The organism is Glycomyces amatae (assembly GCF_020991375.1).
Classification (GTDB): Bacteria; Actinomycetota; Actinomycetes; order Mycobacteriales; family Micromonosporaceae; genus Glycomyces; species Glycomyces amatae.
Genome location: NZ_JAJLQZ010000007.1, coordinates 1 through 24,339 on the forward strand (window position 1 = coordinate 1; position 24,339 = coordinate 24,339).

The 24,339-nt window shown below is 71.5% G+C and carries 21 protein-coding genes; 12 read left to right on the top strand and 9 right to left on the bottom strand.

Annotated elements, in window-relative coordinates; all coding sequences use genetic code 11:
- The first annotated feature begins 330 nt into the window (after positions 1–330).
- The 7 genes from LO763_RS12655 to LO763_RS12685 all read left to right on the top strand — a co-directional run bounded on the left by LO763_RS12655 (position 331) and on the right by LO763_RS12685 (position 9,505).
- Entirely contained in the window at positions 331–1,920 is a 1,590-nt protein-coding gene (locus LO763_RS12655; protein WP_230602593.1) for an ABC-F family ATP-binding cassette domain-containing protein, read from the top strand.
- A 124-nt stretch (positions 1,921–2,044) separates the two neighbouring features.
- Entirely contained in the window at positions 2,045–2,560 is a 516-nt protein-coding gene (locus tag LO763_RS12660; RefSeq protein WP_230602596.1) for a hypothetical protein, read from the top strand.
- 202 nt (positions 2,561–2,762) lie between these two features.
- The gene (gene hrpA, locus LO763_RS12665; protein ID WP_230602598.1) at positions 2,763–6,764 is read left to right on the top strand and encodes an ATP-dependent RNA helicase HrpA; all 4,002 of its coding nucleotides are present in this window, start codon (positions 2,763–2,765) and stop codon (positions 6,762–6,764) included.
- A 200-nt stretch (positions 6,765–6,964) separates the two neighbouring features.
- On the top strand, positions 6,965–7,942 hold the full coding sequence (locus LO763_RS12670) for an ATP-binding cassette domain-containing protein (protein ID WP_230602600.1): 978 nt from the start codon (positions 6,965–6,967) through the stop codon (positions 7,940–7,942).
- Positions 7,939–8,739, top strand: a complete 801-nt coding sequence (locus tag LO763_RS12675) for an ABC transporter permease (protein ID WP_230602602.1) — start codon at positions 7,939–7,941, stop codon at positions 8,737–8,739. Before LO763_RS12670 ends, LO763_RS12675 begins: the two co-directional genes overlap by 4 nt.
- Positions 8,740–8,882: 143 nt before the next feature.
- Positions 8,883–9,068 carry a hypothetical protein gene (locus LO763_RS12680; protein ID WP_230602604.1) on the top strand — a complete coding sequence of 62 codons (186 nt, stop codon included), beginning with the start codon at positions 8,883–8,885 and terminating at the stop codon, positions 9,066–9,068.
- Positions 9,069–9,073: 5 nt separating this feature from the next.
- Positions 9,074–9,505, top strand: a complete 432-nt coding sequence (locus tag LO763_RS12685) for a TA system VapC family ribonuclease toxin (protein ID WP_230602606.1) — start codon at positions 9,074–9,076, stop codon at positions 9,503–9,505.
- A 29-nt stretch (positions 9,506–9,534) separates the two neighbouring features.
- Here LO763_RS12685 and LO763_RS12690 read toward each other — a convergent pair whose 3' ends face one another.
- Entirely contained in the window at positions 9,535–10,170 is a 636-nt protein-coding gene (locus tag LO763_RS12690; protein WP_230602608.1) for an NAD(P)-dependent oxidoreductase, read from the bottom strand.
- Positions 10,171–10,253: 83 nt separating this feature from the next.
- Positions 10,254–11,162 carry an EamA family transporter gene (locus LO763_RS12695; protein ID WP_230602610.1) on the bottom strand — a complete coding sequence of 303 codons (909 nt, stop codon included), beginning with the start codon at positions 11,160–11,162 and terminating at the stop codon, positions 10,254–10,256.
- 132 nt (positions 11,163–11,294) lie between these two features.
- On the opposite strand from LO763_RS12695, the gene LO763_RS12700 reads away from it, so the two are divergent.
- Entirely contained in the window at positions 11,295–11,798 is a 504-nt protein-coding gene (locus tag LO763_RS12700) for a MarR family winged helix-turn-helix transcriptional regulator (RefSeq protein WP_230602612.1), read from the top strand.
- 10 nt (positions 11,799–11,808) lie between these two features.
- Here the strand turns inward: LO763_RS12700 and LO763_RS12705 are convergent, their stop codons facing one another.
- Complete coding sequence (locus tag LO763_RS12705) at positions 11,809–12,717, bottom strand: MBL fold metallo-hydrolase (RefSeq protein ID WP_230602613.1); 909 nt, start codon at positions 12,715–12,717, stop codon at positions 11,809–11,811.
- 321 nt (positions 12,718–13,038) lie between these two features.
- Here LO763_RS12705 and LO763_RS12710 point away from each other — a divergent pair, with 321 nt between their 5' ends.
- Together LO763_RS12710 and LO763_RS12715 are read left to right on the top strand one after the other, a co-directional pair.
- Positions 13,039–14,136, top strand: a complete 1,098-nt coding sequence (locus LO763_RS12710; RefSeq protein ID WP_230602614.1) for a substrate-binding domain-containing protein — start codon at positions 13,039–13,041, stop codon at positions 14,134–14,136.
- Positions 14,137–14,379: 243 nt separating this feature from the next.
- Positions 14,380–15,474 (top strand): LAVTG motif-containing sortase-dependent surface protein, encoded by a 1,095-nt coding sequence (locus LO763_RS12715; RefSeq protein WP_230602616.1) that lies wholly within the window; start codon positions 14,380–14,382, stop codon positions 15,472–15,474.
- A 77-nt stretch (positions 15,475–15,551) separates the two neighbouring features.
- Here the strand turns inward: LO763_RS12715 and LO763_RS12720 are convergent, their stop codons facing one another.
- From LO763_RS12720 to glnA, 3 genes are all read right to left on the bottom strand, one after another.
- Positions 15,552–15,860, bottom strand: a complete 309-nt coding sequence (locus LO763_RS12720) for an AzlD domain-containing protein (RefSeq protein WP_230602618.1) — start codon at positions 15,858–15,860, stop codon at positions 15,552–15,554.
- A complete protein-coding gene (locus LO763_RS12725; RefSeq protein ID WP_230602620.1) occupies positions 15,857–16,555 on the bottom strand; it encodes an AzlC family ABC transporter permease in 699 nt (232 codons plus the stop codon). Before LO763_RS12725 ends, LO763_RS12720 begins: the two co-directional genes overlap by 4 nt.
- A gap of 242 nt (positions 16,556–16,797) precedes the next feature.
- Positions 16,798–18,222 (bottom strand): type I glutamate--ammonia ligase, encoded by a 1,425-nt coding sequence (gene glnA / locus LO763_RS12730; protein WP_230602622.1) that lies wholly within the window; start codon positions 18,220–18,222, stop codon positions 16,798–16,800.
- 308 nt (positions 18,223–18,530) lie between these two features.
- Here glnA and LO763_RS12735 point away from each other — a divergent pair, with 308 nt between their 5' ends.
- Positions 18,531–18,962, top strand: a complete 432-nt coding sequence (locus LO763_RS12735; protein WP_230602624.1) for an RDD family protein — start codon at positions 18,531–18,533, stop codon at positions 18,960–18,962.
- A gap of 26 nt (positions 18,963–18,988) precedes the next feature.
- Here LO763_RS12735 and LO763_RS12740 read toward each other — a convergent pair whose 3' ends face one another.
- Complete coding sequence (locus LO763_RS12740; RefSeq protein WP_230602626.1) at positions 18,989–20,428, bottom strand: NYN domain-containing protein; 1,440 nt, start codon at positions 20,426–20,428, stop codon at positions 18,989–18,991.
- 128 nt (positions 20,429–20,556) lie between these two features.
- Here LO763_RS12740 and LO763_RS12745 point away from each other — a divergent pair, with 128 nt between their 5' ends.
- A complete protein-coding gene (locus LO763_RS12745; protein ID WP_230602628.1) occupies positions 20,557–21,693 on the top strand; it encodes a glycosyltransferase family 4 protein in 1,137 nt (378 codons plus the stop codon).
- Positions 21,694–21,884: 191 nt separating this feature from the next.
- Here LO763_RS12745 and LO763_RS12750 read toward each other — a convergent pair whose 3' ends face one another.
- Together LO763_RS12750 and LO763_RS12755 are read right to left on the bottom strand one after the other, a co-directional pair.
- The gene (locus tag LO763_RS12750; RefSeq protein ID WP_230602630.1) at positions 21,885–22,556 is read right to left on the bottom strand and encodes a response regulator transcription factor; all 672 of its coding nucleotides are present in this window, start codon (positions 22,554–22,556) and stop codon (positions 21,885–21,887) included.
- Positions 22,557–22,568: 12 nt separating this feature from the next.
- Positions 22,569–24,335 carry a sensor histidine kinase gene (locus tag LO763_RS12755; RefSeq protein WP_230602632.1) on the bottom strand — a complete coding sequence of 589 codons (1,767 nt, stop codon included), beginning with the start codon at positions 24,333–24,335 and terminating at the stop codon, positions 22,569–22,571.
- Positions 24,336–24,339 lie beyond the last annotated feature (4 nt).

Here is a 24,339-nt window from a genome sequence, read left to right on the forward strand (position 1 = left end):
GCCCTAGCCCCACCCGAGACCGCATCGATCCGCGGCGACGCCATCGCGCCGCGGCCGGGCCGCCCCACTCCCCGCGGGGCGGCCCGTGTCGCCCATCTCCCTTGACACGCCGACACGGGCGCGGCTACCGTTGTCCCCGTCCTTGTCCCCGAGGTTAGGCACTCACTTGAAGCTCTAGGTCGCAGACATCGCGCCGCCACGTCTCTGCGCACGTGGACGGTGTGTCTTCGATCAAGAGTGCCTCCTTCCGGGAAGGGCCTCTCCTTCCGCCGCTCCGGCGCGATGTCTCTCATTTCGATCCCGTTCCGCATCGAACCTGAGAGAGGTCTCATGACCACCTACATCAACGTCCAGCGGCTGCGCTTCGCCTGGCCCGACGGCGACCGGGTCTTCGACGGCGTCGACGCCGTCTTCTCCGACGGCCGCACCGCCCTCGTCGGGGACAACGGCACCGGCAAGTCCACCCTCCTGCGGCTCGTCGCGGGACTGCTGAAACCCGAGTCGGGCTCCATCACCGCGTCCGGCCTCATCGCGTACCTGCCGCAGGAGCTGCCGCTGCGCCTGGGCGACACCGTGGCCGACCTCCTCGGCATCGCCGCGCAGCGCCGCGCGCTGGCCGCCATCGAGTCCGGCGACGCCGACGAGGCCCACTTCGGCGTCATCGGCGACGACTGGGACTTCCTCGACCGCTCCCGCCTCGCCCTCGACGAGCTCGGCCTCGACCACGTGGGCTTCGACCGCACGGTCGGCACGCTCTCGGGCGGCGAGTCGATGCTCGTCGGCCTGGCCGGGAAGCTCGTGAGCCGCCCCGACGTGCTGCTGCTCGACGAGCCGTCGAACAACCTCGACGCCTCGGCCCGGACGCGCCTGTACCAGGCGATCCGGCGGTTCAACGGCACCCTCGTGGTCGTCAGCCACGACCGGGCCCTCCTGGAGCACGTCGACGCCGTCGCCGAGCTCTACAAGGGCCGCATCCGCATGTTCGACGGCAACTACAGCGCCTACGAGAAGGTCCTCGCCGCCGAGCAGGAGGCCGCGGCCCGCGCGGTCCGCGACGCCAGGCAGGACCTCACCCGACAGAAGAAGGAGCTGGTCGCCACCCGCATCCAGAACGACAAGGGCTCGGCCGCCTGGAAGCGCGAGCGCGACCGGGGCGGCACCCCGAGGATCCTCCTCAACGGCAAGAAGAACGCCGGCGAGGTCTCGTCCGCGAAGATCCTCGGCGAGAAGCTCGAGGACGTGGCCGAGGCCCGCGAGCGCCTCGACGCCGCCGAGGAGTCCCTGCGCGACGACGGCGCGATCAACGTGGACCTGCCCGAGACGAACGTCTCGACCCACCGCGAGATCGCCGTCCTCAAGGGGTTCAACGTGAACGGCCTCTACGGCGAGGGCCTGGGCCTGCACCTGCGCGGCCCCGAGCGGGTCGCGGTCACCGGGGACAACGGTGCGGGCAAGACCACGCTCCTGCGCGCGATCGCCCGCGAGTCCCGCGTCCCGCACGGGTTCCTCACGCAGCGGCTCGAACTGCTCGACGAGGACGCCAGCGTGCTCGACAACGTGCGCGCCAAGGCGCCCGACGCCGACGAGTCGCTCCTGCGGACCCGCCTGGCCCGCTTCGGGATGCGCGGCGACGCGGTCTTCCAGGCGGTCGGGACGCTCTCGGGCGGCCAGCGGCTGCGGGCCGCCCTCGCCGCGGTGCTCTCGGCGCAGCCGGCGCCGCAGCTGCTCCTGCTGGACGAGCCGACGAACAACCTCGACATGTCCTCGACCCGCCAGCTCCAGCAGGCGCTCGGGGCGTTCGAGGGCGCGCTGGTGGTCGTCAGCCACGACGAGGCGTTCCTCGACGGGCTGGGGCTGACGCGGCGGGTCGCGCTCGAACGCGGGGAGGGGATCGCCGCGGACGTCCCGGTCGACCGCTGACGCCCGCGCCCGCCGGGCGACACGCGGGCGGCGGTCCCCGCCGCGGGGCCCGGCCGGGCCGATACTGGACCGGCCAGGCCCCGCACCGTCCTGTGAACCAGCACCGTCCCGTGAAGGAGCCCCGATGCCGCCGATCCGAGCCGCCGCCGCAGCAGCGGCCGCCGTCCTGACCGCGGCCCTGGCCGGGTGCGGCGGCGACGCCGAGGACGACGCCGGCACCGACGCCGACGAGTCCTGGACCGCCGCGCTGCACGTCACCGCGCCGTGGGCCGGAGACCACCCGGACGGGCACGGGACCGCCGATCTCACCTCGGCCGACGGCACCTCGCTCCAGCTCGCGGTGGGCGGCCTCGGCGAGGAGGTCGAGTACACGGCCCACGTGCACGAGGGGACGTGCGACGAGGACCCGCCCGGCGGCGGCCACTGGCTCGCCGACCCCGCGGGCGAGGACGCCCCCGGCAACATCATCGAGCTGGTGCTCACGACCTCGGCGACCGGCACCGGCGAGACCACCGTCTCGAGCGATCTCACCCCGGACGACCGGGCCCGGAGCGTCGTGGTCCACGCCCCCGACGCGGTCGTGGAGGCCGAGAACCTGGACTCCGACCGGGTCCTGTGCGGGGACCTCGACGCGGACTGACCGCACCGGGCGCGGCACCCGCGGGCGACCGGTCCTCGCGTCCTGTTCGACTCCGCGGGAGTCGGACCCCGCGGGCACCATTGGAACCGGGGGTCCCCGGGTGTCCGATTCGCGAAGACACTCCCAGTTCACCCGGGTCGGGTCACGACGGCGCTTAATGCCTGGCGCGCGGCCGGGCCCTCCGCGTATCCTTCACACCGTCATGCCCAGCAGCGTCTCCAACTCCCGCACCAGTCTGCACGAGCGCGTCTTCGCGCTGCGCACGGCCGATCAGCGCGCCCTCCGGCGGCGCCTCCGCGAGGCCCGCGACCTCGAGGGGCCGGCCCGCACCGAGGCGTTCGCGAAGCTCGAGGCCGAGGTCGAGCGCAAGGAGGCCGCCCTCGCGGCCCGCGCCGCCGCCGTCCCGAAGATCGTCTACCCCGAAGAGCTGCCCGTCTCGCAGCGCAAGGACGACATCCTCGAGGCGATCCGGGACCACCAGGTCGTGATCATCGCCGGCGAGACCGGCTCGGGCAAGACCACGCAGATCCCCAAGATCTGCCTCGAACTCGGCCGCGGCGTGCGCGGCATGATCGGCCACACCCAGCCGCGGCGCATCGCCGCCCGCGCGGTGGCCGAGCGCATCGCCGAGGAGCTCGGCTCCCCCCTCGGGGAGGCCGTCGGCTGGAAGGTCCGCTTCACCGACCAGGTCTCCGACTCCAGCTTCATCAAGCTGATGACCGACGGCATCCTGCTCACCGAGATCCAGCACGACCGGCTCCTGAGCGCCTACGACACGATCATCATCGACGAGGCCCACGAGCGCAGCCTCAACATCGACTTCATCCTCGGGTGCCTGCGCCAGATCCTCCCCAAGCGCCCGGACCTCAAGGTCATCGTCACCTCCGCGACCATCGACCCCGAGCGCTTCGCGGCACACTTCGCCGGAGGCGAAACAAATAAGCAGAGCGCCGGAGGCGAAACAAATAAGCAGGGCGCCGGAGGCGGAGCGAACAAGCAGAGCACCGGAGACGGAACCAACCGGCAGGGCGGCACCGCCGAGACGCCGGCGCCGATCCTCGAGGTCTCCGGCCGCACCTACCCCGTCGAGGTCCGCTACCGGCCCCTGCGCGACGAGGAGGGCGAGCGGGACCGCGACCAGATCGACGGCATCCTCGACGCCGTCGACGAGCTCTCCCGCGAGGGCGACGGCGACATCCTCGTCTTCCTCTCCGGCGAGCAGGAGATCCGCGACACCGCCGACGCCCTCGAGAAGGCGAGGCTCCGCCACACCGAGGTCCTGCCGCTCTTCGCGCGCCTGTCCGCGCAGGAGCAGCACCGCGTCTTCTCCTCCCACACCGGCCGCCGGATCATCCTGTCCACCAACGTCGCCGAGACCTCCCTGACGGTGCCGGGCATCCGCTACGTCGTCGACGCCGGGTACGCGCGCATCTCCCGCTACTCGGCCCGCACGAAGGTCCAGCGCCTCCCCATCGAGGCGATCAGCCAGGCCAGCGCCAACCAGCGCGCCGGGCGCTGCGGCCGCGTCGCCGACGGCATCTGCATCCGCCTCTACTCCGAGGACGACTTCAACGCCCGGCCCGAGTTCACCGACGCCGAGATCCTGCGCACCAACCTCGCCAGCGTCATCCTCCAGATGACCGCCGCGAAGCTCGGCCGCGTCGAGACGTTCCCGTTCGTCGACGCCCCCGACGCGCGCAACATCAAGGACGGCATGGACCTCCTGGTGGAGCTCGGCGCCCTCGAGGACCTCCGCGGCGGCGAGCGGCGCCTGACCAAGGCCGGGCGCGACATCGCGAGGCTCCCGATCGACCCTCGCCTGGCCCGGATGATCCTCCAGGCCCGCGACGAGGGCTGCGTCCGCTCGGTCGCGGTCATCACCGCCGCGATGTCCATCCAGGACCCGAAGGAGCGCCCGGCGGACAAGCGGGCCCAGGCCGACCAGTCCCACGCCCGCTTCAACGACCCCGACTCCGACTTCTCGGCGTACCTGAACCTGTGGCGCTACCTCGAGGACGAGCGGCGCGCCCGCTCCTCGAGCGCGTTCCGGCGCATGTGCAAGCAGGAGTACCTGCACTACCTGCGCATCCGCGAGTGGCAGGACCTGGTGCGCCAGATCCTCAGCGTCCTCAAGAGCCTGAAGATCCCCGTCGAGCCGCCCGAGGCCACCGCCGACCCCCGGCGCGTCCACACCGCGCTCCTCGCCGGGCTCCTCTCGCACATCGGCGTCAAGGAGGCCGACACCCGCGAGTACCTGGGCGGGCGCAACGCCAAGTTCGCGATCTTCCCGGGCTCGGGCCTGGCCAAGAAGCAGCCGCGCTGGGTCGTCGCGGGCGAGCTCGTGGAGACCAGCCGCCTGTGGGGGCGCATCTGCGCCAAGATCGAACCCGAGTGGGTCGAGCCGCTCGCCGAGCACCTCCTCAAGCGCTCCTACTCCGAACCGCACTGGTCGAAGAAGGCCGGGGCGGTGCTCGCGTTCGAGCGCGTCACGCTCTACGGCGTCCCGATCGTGGCCCGCCGCAAGGTCAACTTCGGACGCATCGACGTCCCCCACAGCCGTGAGCTGTTCATCCGCCACGCCCTCGTCCAGGGCGAGTGGGAGACCCACCACAAGTTCCTGTCGCGCAACCTCGCCAAGATCGGCGAGGTCGAGGAGCTGGAGAACCGGGTGCGCCGCCGGGGCCTGCTCGCCGACGAGCAGACCCTCTTCGACTTCTACGACGAGCGGCTCCCCGCCGACATCGTCTCGGGTCGCCACTTCGACTCCTGGTGGAAGAAGGAGCGCGACAAGTCCCTCCTGGACTTCGACGAGGCCCTGCTCCTGGGCGACCGCGCCGACGGCCTCGCCGCCGACGCCTACCCCGAGGTGTGGACCTCCGAAGGCGCCGACCTCGAGCTCGACTACGAGTTCGAGCCCGGCTCGGCCCGCGACGGCGTCACGGTCGCCGTCCCGCTCCCGGCGCTCCAGCAGCTCGACCAGGACGCCTTCACCTGGCAGGTCCCCGGACTGCGCGCCGAGTTCGCCGAAGCGCTCATCAAGAGCCTGCCCAAGACCCTGCGCCGCAGCTTCGTGCCCGCCCCCGACTTCGCCAGGGCCGCCGTCGCGCGCATGGCGCCCGTCGCCGGGCGCCCCATGATGGCCGCGCTCGCCGACACGCTCAAGTCCATGACGAACGTGCACGTCCCCGAGGACGCCTTCGACCTCACCAAGATCCCCGGCCACCTCCTCGTCACCTTCCAGGTGAAGGACGAGGACGGCGCGGTGGTCGCCGAGGGCAAGGAGCTCGGGGCGCTCCAGCGCCAGCTCGCCCCCAAGACGCAGGAGGCCGCCGCCGAGGCGTTCGAGCTCGAGCGCACCGGCCTGAAGACCTGGGACTTCGACGCGCTCCCCAAGCTCCACGAGACCCCGCGCAAGGGCTACACCGCCAAGGCCTACCCCGCCCTGGTCGACGAGGGCGGGTCCGTGGGGGTCAAGGCCTTCCCCGATCCGGGCTCGCAGGCCGCGAACATGTGGGCCGGGACCCGCAGGCTCCTGCGCCTGAACACCCCCGACCCGCACTTGAAAGAGGCGCTGACCCGCAACGAGCAGCTGGCGCTCGCGACCGGGCCGTACCCGAACGTCGACGCGCTGCTGGCCGACTGCGTCCGGACCGTGCTCGACAAGGTCCTCATCGAGGGCGGCGGCCCCGCCTGGGACCGCGAGGGCTTCGAGAAGCTGCTGGGGCGCGCCCGGCCCGAGGTCGCGGGGGAGTCGGCCGCCGTGGCGCGCAAGGCCGCCGCGGTCCTGACCGCGGCGCGGGAGGCCTCCCGCCTCCTCGAGGGCAAGTTCGACTTCGCGATGCTCGCGGCCATGAGCGACATGCGCCGCCAGCTCGAAGGGCTCGTCGGCGCCGAGGGCTTCGTCGGCGCGACCGGCTGGTGGCGCCTGGACGACCTGCACCGCTACGTCAAGGCCATCGCCTACCGGGCGTCGCGCGTCGCCGCCGACGTCGCGGGCGACAAGGGCCGGATGGACGTCGTCCAGTCCCTGGAGGCCGAGCGGGACTCGCTCGCGCGCACCCGCCCGGCCGCGCTGCGCTCCGGCGAGGGCCGCGAGGTCCGCTGGATGCTCGAGGAGCTGCGCGTCAGCCTCTTCGCCCAGCAGCTGGGGACCCGCTACCAGGTGAGCGAGAAGCGCATCAGGAAGCTCCTCCAGTCCCTCTGAGGGCCGTCCGCCCGCAATTCGATCGCGGATGTCGGACCCGGGGTGCATGATCATGGTCCGGACTGCGCCCGGCGCAGTAGACCGCAAAGCCTCCATCGAGGTGATGTCTTTCAGGCATCAATATGACATCATGATCTGAGGCACCCTCGTGCCCGGAAACCAGAACCCTTTTGAACGGCACCGCTCCAAAGGAGGACGACGTGTCGACCGACAACGCCATCGAGATCGAGGGCCTGACCAAACGCTTCGGCGACCTGGTCGCCGTCGACCGCATCGATCTGACCGCCCGCGCCGGCACCGTGCTCGGCGTCCTCGGCCCCAACGGGGCCGGCAAGACCACCATGGTGCGCATGCTCGCCACCCTCTCCCGGCCCACGGCCGGCACCGCCCGCGTCGGCGGGTACGACATCGTGCGCGACGCGCCCGAGGTCCGGTCCCTCATCGGCCTCACCGGCCAGTTCGCGGGGATCGACGAGCTGCTCACCGGCGAGGAGAACCTGCGCTTCATCGGGCGCCTGCTCGGGATGCCCACCCGGGACGCCAAGGCGCGCGCCCGCGAGCTCCTCGCGCAGTTCAACCTCTCCGACGCCGCCGACAAGGCCGCCAAGGCCTACTCCGGCGGCATGCGCCGCCGCCTCGACCTGGCCGCGAGCCTCGTCGGGCGCCCGCGGATCCTCTTCCTCGACGAGCCGACCACCGGCCTCGACCCCAGGGCCCGCGGTGAGCTCTGGGAACTCGTGCGCGGCCTCGTCGCCGACGGCACCACCGTGCTGCTGACCACGCAGTACCTCGAGGAGGCCGACCAGCTCGCCCACGAGATCGTGGTCATCGACCAGGGCAGGACCATCGCCACCGGCACGCCTACCCAGCTCAAGTCCAAGATCGGCGGCCAGACCCTGCGCATCCAGCCCGAGGACCACGGCCAGCTCGACGGACTGCGGGCCCTCGTCGCCGAGCGCTTCCCCGACCTCGACCCGATCGTCGAGGCCGGCGCGATCACCGTCGGCGTCAACGACGACGGCATCATGCCGACCCTCGCGGCCGACCTGCGCGACCGCGGCATCGCGCTGACCGAGTTCCACCTCGGACTCTCCAGCCTGGACGAGGTCTTCCTGACCTTGACCGGGCACCGCACCGAAGCCGACGACGAGGCCCAGCCCGAGGAGGCCGCGAAATGACCGCCGTGATCGAGAGGCCGGTCCTGGGCCGGCCGGGCCCGGCCGACACCGTCCGCCAGACCCTCTCCATGGCCTGGCGCCAGATGGTCCGCATCAAGCACAACCCGTTCGAGCTGGTCGACCTGTCCCTGAGCCCGGTCATGTTCCTGCTGCTGTTCGTCTACGTCTTCGGCGGGCAGATGGCCGGGACCACCGACCAGTACCTCCAGTACGTCCTCGGCGGGCTCATCGCCCAGAACGCGATCTTCCTGACCATGTACACCGGCACCGGCATCAACGCCGACCTGCGCAAGGGCGTGTACGACCGGTTCCGCTCGCTGCCGATCGCGCGCTCGGCGCCCCTGGCCGGGAAGATCTTCGCGGACCTGTTCAAGCAGGTCTGGTCGATCGCGATCATGCTGGGCCTGGGCATCCTCATGGGCTTCGAGCTGCGCAGCTGGGCGGGGGCGCTCATGGCGACCCTGGCGATCGTGGCCTTCGCCCTGGCGATCTCGTGGGTGTCGGTGCTCATGGGGGTGCTGGCCGACTCCGAGGAGAAGGTCCAGATCTACTCCTTCGTGATCATCATGCCGCTGACGTTCACGTCGAGCGCGTTCGTCGACATCAGCACGATGCCGGGCTTCATGGAGGCCTGGGCCAAGGTCAACCCGGTGACGCACCTGGCCGACGCCATGCGGGGCCTCTTGTCGTTCGGGCCGATAGCCGAACCGCTGCTGTGGACCTTCGCCTGGGCCGTGGGCATCTTCGCGGTGACGGCCCCCCTGGCGATGCGCGCCTACCGGCGAAAGATGGTCTGACCCAGGCGTGTCATACCGGCTCATGTTCCTCGAAGTCGTAGCATCAAAGCATCAATTCGTGTAAGGATTGATGCATGAGAACTACGGTGACTATCGAAGACAGCATCGCGGTCCGCATCGAAGGGCTGCGAGCGGAGCGGCACATGACTTTCAAAGAAGCGATCAATGAGATCCTGAGCCTCGGTCTGGACGCCTGGGACAATCCCGGCGTCCAGACCGAGCAGAAGCGCACCTGGACCACTCCGAGGGACCTCGGAGGACAGGTGTTGCCATATCAGGCCAGCACGGCCGAGATGCTCGCTCTCGCAGAGGGTGAGGACTACAAGTAGTGTTCTTGATCGATGTCAACGTGCTCGTGTACGCGGTGGATTCGAACCAGCCGAGGCACGAGGCAGCGAAGGGCTGGCTCGACGAGCAGTTGAACGGTCGGGGCAGGACCATCGGCCTGCCTTGGGAGACACTGGTGGGATTCATGCGGATCCTGACCAATCCGAGAATCTTCCGAACTCCGCTCACTGCGGAGCAAGCGTGGGATCAGGTCGACCAGTGGTTGTCGAGCCCCGCATCGTGGGTGCCGGTCCCCGGACCCGGCCATCGGAACATCCTGGACCGGATCATGCGAGCAGAGCGGCCGACGGCGAAACTGATTCCCGACGCGCACCTCGTGGCGCTGGCAATCGAGTATGGATTGACTGTTGCCAGCGCCGACACTGATTTCGGAGGTTTCGCTGATGTCCGATGGATCGATCCGACGCGCACGAGATGAGCCCACGGCGCCGACGTTCCGATGGGGGCTCAGGCCGCTGCCGCAGTGAACCTGGTTCGGCGGTGCTTCGGGTGTTCGAGTTCGTCGAGCACCGCTATCGCCAGGTCCTCCATGGAGATCCGCGCCGTGCCGTCCTCGGCCACCAGGAGCTCGTCCTTACCCAGGCGGTACCTCCCGGTCCGTTCGCCCGGCTCCAGCACCGCGGGCGGACTCAGGTAGGTCCAGTCCGCCTCGGCCTCCGCTTCGCACAGCCGGTGCTGCGCCGCGCTCGCCTCGGCGACCGCCCGCCACTCCTCGGCTATGTACCGCGGGTCCTCCAGCACCGTCCGGCCGCTGTCCGGGACCCGCAGCGTCGCAGCCCCTCCGACGATCAGGAGCCGCACACCGCTCGCCGCCGCTCCCTTGAGGAGCGCTCCGGTCGCTTCGACCTGCTCCTGTTCGCGCCCGGTCGGCGCCCGGACCGCGCTCACCGCCGCGTCGTGGCCCGCGCTGAGGCGGGCGACCTGATCCGGATCGGCGGCGTCGCCGATGACGACCGCGAGGCCTTGGGGGAGTTCGGAGTCCGGTCGCCGCACCACGGCCGTGACCTCGTGGCCCCGGGCCAGTGCCTCGGCGGCGGTCCGTGATCCGACACCGCCTCCGGCTCCGAAGATGATGACGCGCATGGGTTTCCTCTCTGGTCGCGGCGACCGCCTGAGCATCGGCGGCCGCCGGGGTTCGGCGGCCCGGCCTCGCGCCGGGCCGGAGGTCAGACTCGGGCGAGCCGCGGCCGGGGACCGGCGGTCGGGGGCACCGGGGTCTTCGGCCTCGCCTGGAGCTGCGCGGTCACCGTCGCCGCCAGCGCGACGGCGAAGCCCGCGGTCTGCCAGATCGTGAACGTCTCGCCCAGGACGAGCCAGCCCACGGTCGCCGCCGTCAGCGGCGAGAGCAGTCCCAGGAAGCTCAGCGGCACCACCGAGAGCCGCCCGATGCCCCGGAACCACAGCCAGTAGCCCAGCGCGGTGTTGACCAGGCCGAGGTACGCGTAGCCGAGCAGGTTGTCCGCGGTGAGCGCGGGGATCGCGCCCTCGGTCGCGAACGCGAGGGGGACGAGCAGCAGCCCGCCCGCCGTCAGCTGCCAGCCCGCGAGGGCCGCCGGGCCCGCGCCCTCGGGCATCCCCCACCGCTTGGTCAGCACGACCGCGACCGCCATCGAGACCGCGCCGCCGACGCCCGCGAGCGCGCCGATCAGGTCGAGTTCGGCCTCGGCGGTGAGCACGACCAGCGCGACGCCGCCGACGCCCGCCAGTCCCAGCAGCCAGGTGCGCAGGCGCACCCGCTGGTGCAGGATCAGCAGCGTCGCCCCCGCCGTCGCGAGCGGTCCGACCGCCGCCGCGACCGCCGCGACGCCCCCGGGGAGCCGGTAGGTCGCGATGAACAGCAGCGCGAAGAACGCCGCGATGTTCAGCGTGCCGATCACCGCCGACTTCCACCACCACGCCCCCTTCGGGAGCCTTCGCGACAGGAGGATCAGCAGGAGGCCCGCGGGCAGCGCCCGGAGCATCGCGGTCAGGAACGGCCGGTCCGCCGGGAGGAACTCAGTGGTCACGATGTAGGTCGTGCCCCACATGACCGGGGCCAGGGCCGTCAGGAGGAGGTCTTTGGTGCTGCGGTTCATCGTCGCTCCTTGAAGTATCTTGATGTAAAGTAGCTTACTCACAAGCTAGTTTTAGTCAAGATACTTGGACTTGAGTTGGATCACGCCGAGGTACTTCCTCGCGGGAAGGGCCGGTGGGCCAGAATGACACCCATGACCGACGACGCCGTGGACCGCATCATCGCGCAGTGGCACCGCGAGATGCCCGACCTCGAGCTCGACTCCATGGCGCTCTACGGGCGCATCCACCGCATCTCGCGCAAGCTCGGCGCCCGGCTCCACCGCCTGCGCGCTCAGCAGGGCCTGGGGCGCAACGAGTTCGACGTGCTCGCCGCGATCCGCCGCTCGGGCGAACCGTTCACCTTGTCGCCCAAAGAGATCGGCGCGACCCTCATGCTCAGTTCGGGCGGTCTGACCGGACGGCTCGACAAGCTCGAGGCCGCCGGCTTCGTCGAGCGGCTGCCCGATCCCGCCGACCGCCGCGGCCTGAAGGTGCGCATGACCGCCCGCGGCCGCGAGGTCATCGAGGAGGCCGTGCGCACCGGCATCGACCTCCAGGACGAGTCGCTGTCGGTCCTCACCGCCCGGGAGCGCGAGCAGCTCGGCGCGCTCCTGCGCAAGCTCCACCTCGGCTTCGAGGACGAGCCCTTCGACTGACCGCCGGGCCTCAGTGCTGCGTCAGGTCGACGCTGTAGTCGAAGACGTCGTAGACGACGACCGGAGGCGGCGGCCCGGGGGACGCGGCGGGCGCCGGCGCCGGCTCGGGCGGGGGAGGGGCCAGCTCCCGGCAGCGCGCGAGCGCCGCCGCCGTGGCCTCGGCCCCGAACGGGCCGTGCGCCAGCGCCTCCTCCTCGGTCACGAACCCCTGCGCGACCTCCCGGCACAGCCGGGCCGTCTCGGCGAGGTCCCCCGCCTGGCCCCGCGCCCACCAGTAGTCGGCCGGGTCGCCGTGGCCGGGCACCACGACCGGCGGCCGCCAGCTCAGCAGGTACTCGACCGCCTGCGGCCACTCGTAGGGGTACGCGGATCCGTACGAGGGCGGCGCGCCGTTCTCGAGCAGGTCCCCGGCGAAGAGCACGCCCGCGTCCGGGACCTCCACCACCATGTCGTTGTCGCCGTGCGCGAGCCCGACCTGGCGCAGGACCACCGTCCGCCCGCCCAGGTTCAGGCCGACCGCGCCGCTGACGCGGCAGTTCGGCGGCACCAGCCGGGAGGCGCCGATGCGGCGGGCCTCCTCCTCGCGGCCGTCCTGCCGGTACTTCGCCGCCCAGCGCTTGCGCTGCCCGTCGCCGGACGCCACGTAGTGCGCGCCGTCGGCGACCGCCCAGACCGCCGACTCCCCGAACGCGGAGGTGCCGAACCAGTGGTCGAAGTGGTCGTGCGTGTAGGCCACCTGCCACGGCAGGTCGGTCAGCTCCCGGACCGCGGTGGCGAACGCGTAGCCCGCCTCGGCCGTGATCCCGGTGTCGATCACCAGGCAGCACTCGTCGCCGACGACCAGCCCGAGGGTCTGGTCCAGCTCCTCCAGGCGCCGCGCCCAGACCCTGTCAGCCACTTCGATCCAGCGGTCATTCATGCCGCAATGGTAGGCGACGGCCGCGCGGTCCGTTTTCCCGCGACGCTGCGTCACGGCCCGGCGGCGAGGCCCGTCGCTCCGGGAGGGGCCGCCGGAAAGCGCGATTCCCCCACGTTCTACCTTCGGCCTTGTATCGGTCCGTGCGCCGCTCACGCGGCCGCGGATCGCATCGACGGGCGAGTCGTAATAAGGCTATGATCCTGATTCGCCCCCATGTCAGGACACGGTTGGATCACGGAATGGGCGACTTATCGCTTTTCCGGGCTCGTGTAGGTTTCGGGTTGATGTGAACCCCTCTTGTGTACGAAGGAGTACCTCCCAATGCACCTCAGTCGCCGCGGCCTGCTGTTCGGATCGGCAGGCGCCGCCGCCGTCTCACTGGCCGGATGCGGTGCGGGCGAGGAAACGGCCCAGCTCACCGGCTTCACCGGCATCGCCATGCCCACCGACACCTCCGAGCGCTGGGTGATCGAGGGCAAGTCCCTGGAGGACAACCTCAAGAAGCTCGGCTACGACGTCATCCACCAGAACGCCAAGGACGACATCGACACCCAGATCAAGCAGATCCAGTCGATGGTCGACGAGGGCGTCGAGTTCCTCATCATCGCCGCCATCGACAACAAGTCCCTCGGCGCGGTCCTGGCGGAGGCGAAGAACCAGGGCGTCACGGTCATCTCCTACGACCGGCTCATCCTCGAGACCCCCGACGTCGACTACTACGCCTCGTTCGACAACTACCAGGTCGGCGTCCTCCAGGCCACCCACATCATCGACCGCCTCCAGCTCAACGAGCAGTCGGGCCCGTTCAACATCGAGCTGTTCTCGGGCGACCCCGGCGACAACAACTCGCAGTACTTCTTCATGGGAGGCCTCGACACCCTCGAGAGCTACATCTACGAGGGCAAGCTCGTGATCCTCTCCGGCGAGACCGAGCAGTCGCCGACCTCCACCAAGGCCTGGAGCGGCGACGTCGCGTTCGAGCGCATGGAGGGGCTGCTCAAAGACTTCTACGAGGACGAGGACCTCCACGCGGTGCTCTCGCCCTACGACGGCATCAGCCGCGGCGTGGTCGAGGCGCTCGTCGACAACGGCTACGAGCCGGGCGAGGACGACTTCCCGATCGTGACGGGCCAGGACGCCGAGGCGCAGTCGCTGAAGGCGATCAAGGAGGGCACCGGCCAGACCGAGACGGTCTTCAAGGACACCCGGCAGCTCGCCTCCACCGTCACCGAGATGGTCGAGGCGATCGTCAACGGCGGGGACCCGGAGATCAACGACCGCGGCACCTACGACAACGGCTTCAAGTTCGTGCCCTCGCTGCTGCTCGAGCCGGTCGACGTCACCGCCGAGAACTACCAGGAGGTCGTCGTCGACAGCGGCTACCTCACCGAGGACCAGATCGACGCGGGCCAGGCTTAAGGGTCCGATCACGCAGAGCGACGACGGCCGGGCCTCACCCGGTCGTTTCGCGGCTTTCGCGGCATAAGTCAGACCTCTTGCGCCCCAACTCTTTACAGCGGTCCCGTTACATGATTGTTATGCGACCCTTCGTCGCGTTGCGGCGTGTCTTCTTTGGTACGGTGCCGAGGCCGGTCAGTGCTCACACCCCTGGCCGAGCGGCTCCGAATCCCCCCAATGCAATGTCATTCACTTAGGAGAACCATGAACCGTACCCTCAAGCGGGTGCTGGGCGTGACCGGTAGCGTCATGCTCGGCGTCGCCGGAGCGGTCACCTTCGCCTCCGCCGCCCAGGCCCACCACCCGCAGATCGACGGCGTCGCCGAGTGCACCGATGACGGCGGCTGGACCGTGACCTGGAACGTCTACGACTGGAGCGGCAACACCGACAAGATCGGTGAGATCACCCAGATCGACGGCAGCCTCGACGCCGGCGGCCAGATCGTGGAGGGCGCCACCCTGTCGGACACCGCGCTCGTCGGCACCCAGACCCTCACCGCTGACCAGACCTCGGCCGCGATCACGGTCCACGCCGAGTGGACCAAGAACGGCAAGGTCAAGGCGACGGGCGAGACCGACGGGTATGTGACCATCCCCGCGGGCGGCTGCGAGTCCGAGACGCCCGTCGAGCCGGAGCCCGAGCCCAACTTCTCGGTCTGGAGCGACTGCTTCGGCGTGAGCGTCGTGGCGGCGAACCTGAACGAAGAGGCCCTCTCCGAGTTCACCATCACCCCGAGCGCCGGCGACGAGATCGTCGTCACCCCCGCCTTCGGCGAGGAGTATGCGGCGTACTTCCCGGTCGAGGACGCCGAGGCCGGTCTGAGCGTCGACATCGCCATCGACGGCGAGGTCGTGCAGACCTACGACTGGGCCCCGGACGGCACCTGCGAGTGGGGCTTCATCTACGACACCTGTGACGGCCTCGAGTTCGAGCTGACCATCCCCGAGGACGGCGAAGAGACCACCTTCACCTTCACGCCCAGCAACAGCGACGAGCCGATCGTCGTGGTCGTCGTCCCGGGCACCACGGAGACCGTGACCATTCCCGCCGTGGACAACGAGGAGTTCAGCGTCCACTACCTCATCGAGACGCCCAAGGACGCCTACGAGGGCGAGACCCCGTGGATCCCCTGCGACGAGGAGTCCCCGGCCCCGAGCGAGACCCCGTCCGCTCAGCCGCAGCTGCCCACCACCGGTAGCTCGCTGACGATCATGATCAGCTCGGCCGCCGCGCTGATCCTGGCCGCCGGCATCATCTTCATGGTCATGCGCCGCCGCCGCGCCGCGCAGGACTGGTAGACCGCATCCCCTTGAGGGACACGGTCTCCTGAAGTAAGGAGGGGCCGCACCGTTCGGTGCGGCCCCTTCCTCGTGCCTCAAGCGATCCCGGCGAGCCGCAGCAGCGCGGTCGTTCCGGCCGCCGCGATCACGACGACGAGGATCGGGGCCCGGCGCCAGGCCAGGACTCCGCCGACGAGGACACCCGCGGGGAGCGCCCAGCCCGCGAAGCCCCCGTCCACGACGAACGCCCCGGTCACCACCAAGGCCGCGAGGACCACCATGGCCCCGCGCTTCATCATCGTCTCGGTCCGCTCGGACACCTTGATCCGGCCCCGCACCGCGGGCCCGGCGAACCGCACCAGGTAGACGCCCACCGCCAGGGCCAGCACCGCCGCCATGGTCATGCCCCGGCCTCCTTCTTCTTCCCGCCTCGCGGCCAGGCCGCGAGGAGCCCGACGAGCGCCAGGAGCACCGGCAGGCCCGTGGGCAGGAACGGCGCGGTCGCCACGGCGATCGCCGATCCGGCGATGACCGCCAGCAGCGTGTCGCGGTCCTTCAGGCTCGGCAGCACCAGGGCGAGCAGCAGCGCCGGGAACGCGGCGTCGAGGCCGAGCGCGTCCGGGTCGGCGATGTAGGCGCCGGCGAGCACGCCGACCACCGTCCCGGTGTTCCACGCGATGAACATGATGACGCTGGTGATCCAGAACGCGGCCTTGGCCCGGCGCCGGTCCTTCCCCGCCGCGAGGGCGAACGCGGTGGACTGGTCGATGAGCATGTGGGTGCCCAGCAGCCGCGTCCACCACTTGTCCCAGTACAGGTCGCCCACGGCCAGGCCGTAGGGGATGTGGCGCAGGTGGACGAGGACGCCGGCGACGAGCCCGGCGACGATCCCGCCGCCGGCCGTCACGACCGCGAGCATCGCGAACTGCGAGGTGGCCGCGAACGTCAGGACCGACATGGCCACCGGGATCCACCACGGCAGCCCGGCGGCCGTGGCGAGCGCCCCGAACGAGGCGCCCACGATGGCGATGCCGACCGCCATGGCGGCCGCGTCGCGGTACAGGTCCCGGTCGCGCTCGGGAGGGAAGGGGAAAGGCACGCGGCGAGTATGACTCTCGTCCCCGCGCGGCCCCGCACGCGAGACGGGGCGCGACCGGTGCGTCACACCGGTCGCGCCCCGTCTCAGGCGCATGAGCCGTCGCGCCGCCCGGGCGGCGCTTCGGGCGCTACTCGCTACACCTCGTAGGCAGCGCCCTGTGGTACCACTCGTTACACCTCGTAGGCGGTGCCTTCTGGTACTACTCGTTACACCTCGTAGGCGGTGCCTTCTGGTACTACTCGTTACACTTCGTAGTACAGGTCGAACTCGTGCGGGGTCGGGCGCAGGCGGATCGGGTCGATCTCGTTCTCGCGCTTGTACTGGATCCAGGTCTCGATCAGGTCCGGGGTGAACACGCCGCCCTCGGTGAGGAAGTCGTGGTCGGCCTCGAGGTTGTCGAGCACGCGGTCCAGCGAGCCGGGGACCTGCTGGATGTCGCCGTACTCCTCCGGGCCCAGCTCGTACAGGTCCTTGTCGACCGGCGCCGGCGGCTCGATCTTGTTCCTGACGCCGTCCAGGCCCGCCATGAGCATGGCCGAGAACGCCAGGTACGGGTTGCTCGACGGGTCAGGCACGCGGAACTCGACGCGCTTGGCCTTCGCGTTCGAACCGGTGACCGGGATGCGGGTGCACGCGGAGCGGTTGCGCTGCGAGTAGACCAGGTTCACCGGCGCCTCGAAGCCCGGCACCAGGCGGCGGTAGGAGTTCACCGACGGGTTGGTGAACGCCAGCAGGCTCGGGGCGTGCTTGAGCAGGCCGCCGATGTAGTGGCGGGCGGTGTCCGAGAGGCCGGCGTACCCGGTCTCGTCGTAGAACAGCGGCTCGCCGTTCGCCCACAGCGACTGGTGGGTGTGCATGCCCGAGCCGTTGTCGCCGAACAGCGGCTTGGGCATGAACGTCACCGTCTTGCCGGCCTGGGTGGCGGTGTTCTTGATGATGTACTTGAACTTCTGGACGTCGTCGCCGGAGTGCAGCAGCGTCGAGAAGCGGTAGTTGATCTCGGACTGGCCCGCGGTGCCGACCTCGTGGTGGGCGCGCTCGATGGTCAGGCCGCCCTCGATCAGGTTGGTCACCATCCGGTCGCGCAGGTCCGCGAAGTGGTCGACCGGCCCGACCGGGAAGTACCCGCCCTTGGTGCGCGGCTTGTAGCCGAGGTTGGCGCCGTTCTCCTCGGCACCGGTGTTCCAGGCGCCCTCGACCGAGTCGATCTTGTAGAAGGCCTGGTTGGCGGTCTGGTCGAAGCGGATCGAGTCGAAGATGTAGAACTCGGCCTCGGCGCCGAAGTAGGCGGTGTCGGCGATGCCGGACCCGGCCAGGTACTGCTCGGCCTTCTTCGCGATGTTGCGGGGGTCGCGGCTGTAGGCCTCGCGGGTGAAGGGGTCGTGGATGAAGAAGTTCAGGGCGAGCGTCTTCTGCTCCCGGAAGGGGTCGATGAACGCGGTCGCCACGTCGGGCAGCAGCAGCATGTCCGACTCGTGGATCTGCTGGAAGCCGCGGATCGAGGAGCCGTCGAAGGCGAGGCCCTCTTCGAGGAGGTCGTTGTCGAAGGCCTCGGCCGGGATGTTGAAGTGCTGCATGACGCCGGGGAGGTCGCAGAAGCGGACGTCGATGAACTTCACGTCGTTGTCGCGGACGTAGCCGAGGAGCTCTTCAGGGCTGGAGAACACGAAGGTATTCCTCTCGGTAGGTGAGTTGCCGGGAGGACCGTGGCGCGGTCCCCTGGCGGCTAGCTCGTGCCGGCTCGCGAGCGGCGCCGAGTCGCCGGTTCGGACGCGCGCGCTGCGCCGGTAGTGCCGACCTCGCTGTCGACGCCAAAGCCATATAGCCGAAACGCTAACCGCGATCAATTGCCCCATCGTAAATCAAATGTTTCGTACGTGTTACTTGCGATGTTCAGATCGTGTCCTCTTTGACCGAAACCACTGCTCAGGGCGGTGCACTCGGGGCGATTCGGGCCGAGTCGTAGACTCGCGCCATGACGAGCCAACGCGGTGCGAACACCTCCGAAACCCCCGGCACAGGACAGGACCTCGCCCCGCTCAGCGGGCGGTTCGTCGCGGTGCTCATCGACTGGATCGCCTGCCTGGTCCTCTCCTACCTCATCGACTGGGCCACCGGCGTCCGCATCGAACTGGCCGACGTCAACCAGGTCCCGGCTGGCCTGTTCCTGCTCTACTACGCCTTCAGCCTCGCCGTCGGCACCCAGACCCTCGGCATGGCGCTCATGCGGATCGCGTGCGTCTCGGCCTCCGACGGCGGACGGCTCCCCCTGTGGCGGTCCATCCTGCGGGCGCTCCTGCTCTCCCTGGTGCTCCCGGCCCTGACCGCCCTGTTCCACCCCTACCACCGGGGCCTGCACGACCTGGCCGCCGACTCGGTCATGCTCCGCACCGGCAGCGGCCGCTGAGGCCCGCCGCGACCGGCGGCTCCACGTCAGCTCCGCTGCAACCAGCGGACGAGCAGCGGCGACGGCACCGGATAGGCCCCCTCGCGGCGCACCCGCATCGCGACCTCCTGGTCGGAGGAGACCACCACGACGGGCCGGCCCTCGGGCTCGACCCGCGCCAGCTCGACCACGACGTCGTCCGCGATCTGGCCCTTGGCGCTGAACAGCACCCGCACCCCCCGGGCCGAGGGCTTCGCGCCGAAGATCGGGTCGGCGCCGTCGAACACCACCGTGATCTCCGCGTTCGTCTGCGCCGCGACCGCCCCCAGGCCCTGCACGAGCCGGTTGCGCTGCTGCTCCAGCGTCAGCGTCTCGCCCCACGCCGAGATGGTCACGTTGTAGCCGTCGACGATCAGGTGCGGGTTCGGCAGCGCCAGCAGGTGGTCGAGGCGCTGCGGATCGGTCTGGTCCAGGCCCCGCGACCCCTCCACGGACCGCTCCTGCGGGTCGTCGCAGTACTCGTCGGCGACGTAGTCCGCCGGGCGGTCGGCGGCCGGCTCCAGGCCCAGCTCGCGCCGCAGCCCGGTCGCGGTGCCCGACAGGGTGTCCAGCAGCAGCCACAGCCGGGCCGAGGTCAGTCGCTCGTGCTCGCGCTCGGCCTTGCGGGCCCGCTCCAGCGAGGACCGCAGCGACGCCGCCTCCGCCTCCAGGCGGCGGCGCTCGGAGCGCCGCTCCGCGTCGAGGTGCTTGAGCCGCCCCCGCTCGGCGGCGAGGTCCCCGGCGGTCTTCTGCGCCCGCTCCTCGGCCTCCTTGAGGTCGCGGCGGGCCCGGCGCAGCTCCTCCTGGAGGACCGCGGCGGCCCCGCGCTGGTCGGTCAGGGCCGAGCGCAGCTTGGCGTTCTCCTTCTCCAGCGCCGCCGCCCGCTTCGCGGCCGCCTCGTCGGGCGCCTCCGCCGGAGGCGGCTCCGGCGCCTCCTTGACGGCCGTGGACGCGGTCGCGATGAGCTCGCGCCACCCCTCGGGCCGCAGCAGGTACGCCAGGGCCGCGACCTCGGCGGCGTCGGCCATCGGCGAGACCTCCCCGCCGGACGCGATCGCGGCGACCAGCGGCGAATCGGTCGAGGCCAGCACCTCGGCCAGGCCCTCCCGGAACCCGCCGTCGGCCGACAGCGCGGCCGCGAGCTCGCCCTTGGCGAGCTTGGCGCGCTTGGCCGGACTGAACTTCAGGAAGCGGCGCAGCCGCGCCGGGACCCTCCCCGGCGCCAGCCCCGGCATGGCGACCGCGGCGATCTCGACGGCCCTGCGCCGCACCGGCTCGGCCAGGAACACCGCCGTGCCCGCGTCGGCCGCGTCCCGTTCGGCGGGGTCCCCCTCGCCCGCCTCTCCCGCGCCGGAGCCGTCGCCGCAGGCGGCCTCGGCCGCCGGGTCGGCACCCGCTCGGGCCGCCGGTCCCGGGGCCTCGTCGCCGCTCGCCTGGCCGCTCAACATAGGCACCAGTGTGCCATCGCCGTCACAGCGCGCCGGGGCCGACCGGCGCCCTTCACCGGCCCGTCGTCCCGGATCGCCGCACGAGGCCCGGGAGCGTGTCAGACTGGTGCGGTCATGAAGGGGGCATGATGAGCCGGACGTTGCTGGTCACCAACGATTTCCCGCCCCGCCGCGGCGGCATCCAGACCTTCGTGCACGGCATGGCCCTGCGCCTGCCCTCCGACGACCTCGTCGTGTACACCTCCACGTCCCCCGGCTGGGCCGAGTTCGACGCCGCCCAGCCCTTCACCGTCGTCCGCGACCGCACCGCGATGCTGCTGCCCACCCCCAGGGTCGCCCGCGCCGTCACCGACCTCGCGCGCGAGCACCGCTGCGACCGGGTCTGGTTCGGCGCCGCCGCCCCGCTCGGACTCCTGGCCGCGGGCCTCAAGCGCGACACCGGGATCGAGCGGGCCATCGCCCTGACGCACGGCCACGAGGTCGGATGGGCCGCGATGCCGGGCACGCGGGCCCTGCTCGGCCGCATCGCGGCGTCGCTCGACGTCATGACCTACCTCGGCGACTACACCCACCGGCGCATCGCCCCCGTCGCCGGGCACCTGACGCGGCTGGAGCAGCTCACGTTCGGGATCGACGCCGAGACCTTCCACCCCGGCGTGGACGGCTCCCCGGTGCGCCGCCGCCACGGACTCGAGGGCCTGCCGGTCATCGTGTGCGTCTCGCGGCTGGTGCCGCGCAAGGGCCAGGACATGCTCATCGCGGCGCTCCCGCAGGTGCGCCGGCGCCTCGGGAGGGACGTGCGGCTGCTTGTCGTCGGGCAGGGCCCCTACGGGCACCGGCTGCGCGCCATGGCCCGCGAGCACGGCGTCGCCGACGCCGTGGTCTTCACCGGCGGCGTGCCCGAGCACGAGCTGGCCGCGCACTTCGCGGCCGGCGACGTCTTCGCGATGCCCTGCCGCACGCGGCGGCGCGGCCTCGACGTCGAAGGGCTCGGGGCGGTGTTCCTCGAGGCGGCGGCCTCCGGGCTGCCGGTGATCGCGGGGGACTCGGGCGGCGCGCCGGACACGGTGCTGCACGGCCGGTCCGGCTGGGTCGTCGACGGCCGCGACACCGCGGAGATCGCCCGCCGGCTCGTGCAGGTGCTCGGCGACCCGCCGCTGGCCCGGAGGCTGGGGGCGGCGAGCCGCGAGTGGGCCCTGAGCGAGTGGACCTGGGAGCGCCAGGCCGGGCGCCTCGAGGGGATGCTCTACGGCGAGACGGTCTGAGCGGCCGCGCCCGGCGGCGGCCGGGCGCGAGGGGCCTCCCGCGCCCGCCCGCCGCCTGCTCCTCACCGAAAGGGACCACCCTCTCACGAGGGTGCGACGATTCGGCGTTTCGGCAGGTCGCAGGGCGGGGCGGCGTCCTCGGGTTCGGGCGCGGTCGTGCCGGCGGGCCGCGGGGCCGGTGCTCCCGGGGGTCAGAACTTCGGCTGGTCGGGGGCTTCCAGGAGGCCGAGCTTCAGGGCGGTCATGAGGGCCTGTGCGCGGTTGCCCGCGCCGAGCTTCTCGTACAGCTTCGAGATGTGCGTCTTCGCCGTCGACTCCGAGACGTACAGCTGCTTCGCGATCCCCGCGACCGACAGGCCGTCGGCGAGGAGCTTCAGCACCTGCGACTCGCGGGGGGACAGCTGCGGCCCGGTCGGGGTCAGGCGCCGCTGCATCGCCTCGGCCAGGTCCGCGGCGCTGAACGCCGTCGGGTTCGCGGCCGCGTGGCGCGCCGCCGACACGACGTCGTTGGCGGGGGCCGACTTCGGCACGAACGCCGAGGCGCCCGCGTCGAGCGCCCCGAACAGCTGGTCGTCTCCGGCGTACATGGTGAGCACCACGATCCCCATGTTCGGGTGCGCCTTGCGGAGCTTGCGGGTCGCGTCGAGCCCCGACCCGTCGGGCAGGCGCAGGTCCATGATCACCACGCTGGGCATGAGCGAGGAGGCCTGCCGGAGGGCGTCGGCGGCGGTGTCGGCCTCGCCCACCACCTCGAACTCGGGGTCGCGGTCGAAGGCATGCCGGAGACCCTTGCGGATCAGGTCGTGGTCGTCGACGATCAGGACCGTGGTCTGACCGGTCGTCTCCAGCGCGTCAGCGTTCATGCGTGTCTCTCCTCATTGGCTTCCGCGGCCACCACCGCGGTCGGGCCGTCGGGCCGGCTGTTCAGTTCTGGCAGTGCGGTCGGCGGCCGCCCAGGCCGCGGACCCCGGGCGCGGGGCCTCGGTCCGCGGGGTGGGCCGCGCACCCGCGTTGAGCACGACCGCCACCGTCGTCCCGTGCGGCTGGTGCGGGCGGATCTCCAGGGAACCGCGGATCCGCTCGGCCCGCTCGCTCATGATCGCCAGTCCGTAGCGCCCCTCGGCCGCCTCGCCGGAGAGCCCCTGGCCGTCGTCGGTCACCTCGATCCGCGTGTAAGGCGGGTCCACCTCGCACGTCACCCACAGGTTCTCGGCCCGCGCGTGCTTGCGGGCGTTCGTGATCGCCTCCTGCGCGATCCGCAGCAGCTCGGCCTCGGTGCTCGCGGGGAGCCGCGCACCGCCCTCGTCGAGCGACAGGTGCACCCGCAGGCCCGCGGAGGCGCCCACAGTACGAGCATAGTCCGCGATCGCGGAGGCCAGGCCTCCCTGACGGTCGACGTTCGAGCGCAGCTCGAACAGGGAGAACCGCAGCTCGGTCACCAACCGGGTCACCTCGCTGCGCAGGTCCTCCAGCTCGCCCCTGGCCTCCCCGGCCTCGGGCGGCATGATCGCCATGGCGTTGTCGATGCCGTAGCCGAGCATCGCCAGCTCCTGGGCGATGCCGTCGTGGATCTCGCGGGCCAGGCGCTGGCGCTCCTCGGTGGTCGCCATGGACCGCACGTCCTCGAACAGGAGCGCGGTCTCCAGCCGCAGGGCCGCGCCCTTGGTGCGGTCCTCGGCGGCGCTGACGGTCTCGGGGCCGAACGCGGCGGGGTCGTCGGACTCGATCGCGACGAGCCCGACGGTGCGGCCCTCGGCGACCAGCGGGATGACCAGGGACGCGACCGGCCCCTGCGTCGAGCGCGAGAGCGGGACCTGCCCGGACTGCGGCTTCTGCCCGGCCCAGGCGTCGGCCAGGAGCGAGTTGAGCTGCGGGGAGGTCTCCCAGTCGACGCGCTGGTCGGCGTGCTGGGCGAGCACGACCAGGCGGCGGCCGGAGGCGGCCGAGAGGACGGCGGCGCGGGCGACGCCGGGGACGCGGGCGGCGGCGTCGACGATCTCGGTCGCGATCCCGCCGGGGTCGAGCGTGGAGCCGGGGAGCTGCCGGGCGACCACGCGCAACTGGGTGAGCAGGGCCGCGGCCTCGGCGTACGGCAGCTGCGAGTGGTGCATGTCGGAGGAGCGCGAGCGGCGCAGCCACCAGGCGCCGACGGCCGAGGCGAGGCCGAAGGCGATCGCGACGGCCACGGTCGTGACGTAGGTGTCGCGGTCGAAGGGCGCGATCCGCGGGACCTGGACGACGAGCCCGACGGCCGCGACCGCGACGAGCACGGGCGGCCCCCAGGTCCGCAGGCGGGCGTAGCGGCCCTCCTCGCCGGAGGGCTGCGCGGCCGCGTCGAACGCGGCGGTCGCGAACGGCGCGATCAGGTAGGGGAGCATCCAGGCCGGGAGCCCGCCGGTGGCGAGCGTCCCGAGCACGACGACGACGACCTCGGCGAGCCGCCCGGCGGGGGCCAGGAGGCGGTGGCGGGGGAGGACCACGCCCGGGAGCGCGGCCAGGGCGAGGATGCCGCACCAGGTGGCGGCGTCGGCGAGCCCCGTCGAGGCCCACCAGCCGAAGCCGGCGACGAGCGCGAACAGCACGCCCCGCAGCGCGACGGCGGGCAGTCGCCACTGGCGTTCGAGCACCGCCTCCTCGCCCATGGAA

Bases quoted from the DNA above. Each gene is read 5' to 3' on its own strand.
- LO763_RS12655 (WP_230602593.1), top strand. From the start codon at position 331: ATGACCACCTACATCAACGTCCAGCGGCTGCGCTTCGCCTGGCCCGAC.
- LO763_RS12660 (WP_230602596.1), top strand. From the start codon at position 2,045: ATGCCGCCGATCCGAGCCGCCGCCGCAGCAGCGGCCGCCGTCCTGACC.
- hrpA (WP_230602598.1), top strand. From the start codon at position 2,763: ATGCCCAGCAGCGTCTCCAACTCCCGCACCAGTCTGCACGAGCGCGTC.
- LO763_RS12675 (WP_230602602.1), top strand. From the start codon at position 7,939: ATGACCGCCGTGATCGAGAGGCCGGTCCTGGGCCGGCCGGGCCCGGCC.
- LO763_RS12680 (WP_230602604.1), top strand. From the start codon at position 8,883: ATGACTTTCAAAGAAGCGATCAATGAGATCCTGAGCCTCGGTCTGGAC.
- LO763_RS12690 (WP_230602608.1), bottom strand. From the start codon at position 10,170: ATGCGCGTCATCATCTTCGGAGCCGGAGGCGGTGTCGGATCACGGACC.
- LO763_RS12695 (WP_230602610.1), bottom strand. From the start codon at position 11,162: ATGAACCGCAGCACCAAAGACCTCCTCCTGACGGCCCTGGCCCCGGTC.
- LO763_RS12700 (WP_230602612.1), top strand. From the start codon at position 11,295: ATGACCGACGACGCCGTGGACCGCATCATCGCGCAGTGGCACCGCGAG.
- LO763_RS12705 (WP_230602613.1), bottom strand. From the start codon at position 12,717: ATGAATGACCGCTGGATCGAAGTGGCTGACAGGGTCTGGGCGCGGCGC.
- LO763_RS12710 (WP_230602614.1), top strand. From the start codon at position 13,039: ATGCACCTCAGTCGCCGCGGCCTGCTGTTCGGATCGGCAGGCGCCGCC.
- LO763_RS12715 (WP_230602616.1), top strand. From the start codon at position 14,380: ATGAACCGTACCCTCAAGCGGGTGCTGGGCGTGACCGGTAGCGTCATG.
- LO763_RS12720 (WP_230602618.1), bottom strand. From the start codon at position 15,860: ATGACCATGGCGGCGGTGCTGGCCCTGGCGGTGGGCGTCTACCTGGTG.
- LO763_RS12735 (WP_230602624.1), top strand. From the start codon at position 18,531: ATGACGAGCCAACGCGGTGCGAACACCTCCGAAACCCCCGGCACAGGA.
- LO763_RS12740 (WP_230602626.1), bottom strand. From the start codon at position 20,428: ATGTTGAGCGGCCAGGCGAGCGGCGACGAGGCCCCGGGACCGGCGGCC.
- LO763_RS12745 (WP_230602628.1), top strand. From the start codon at position 20,557: ATGAGCCGGACGTTGCTGGTCACCAACGATTTCCCGCCCCGCCGCGGC.
- LO763_RS12750 (WP_230602630.1), bottom strand. From the start codon at position 22,556: ATGAACGCTGACGCGCTGGAGACGACCGGTCAGACCACGGTCCTGATC.
- LO763_RS12755 (WP_230602632.1), bottom strand. From the start codon at position 24,335: ATGGGCGAGGAGGCGGTGCTCGAACGCCAGTGGCGACTGCCCGCCGTC.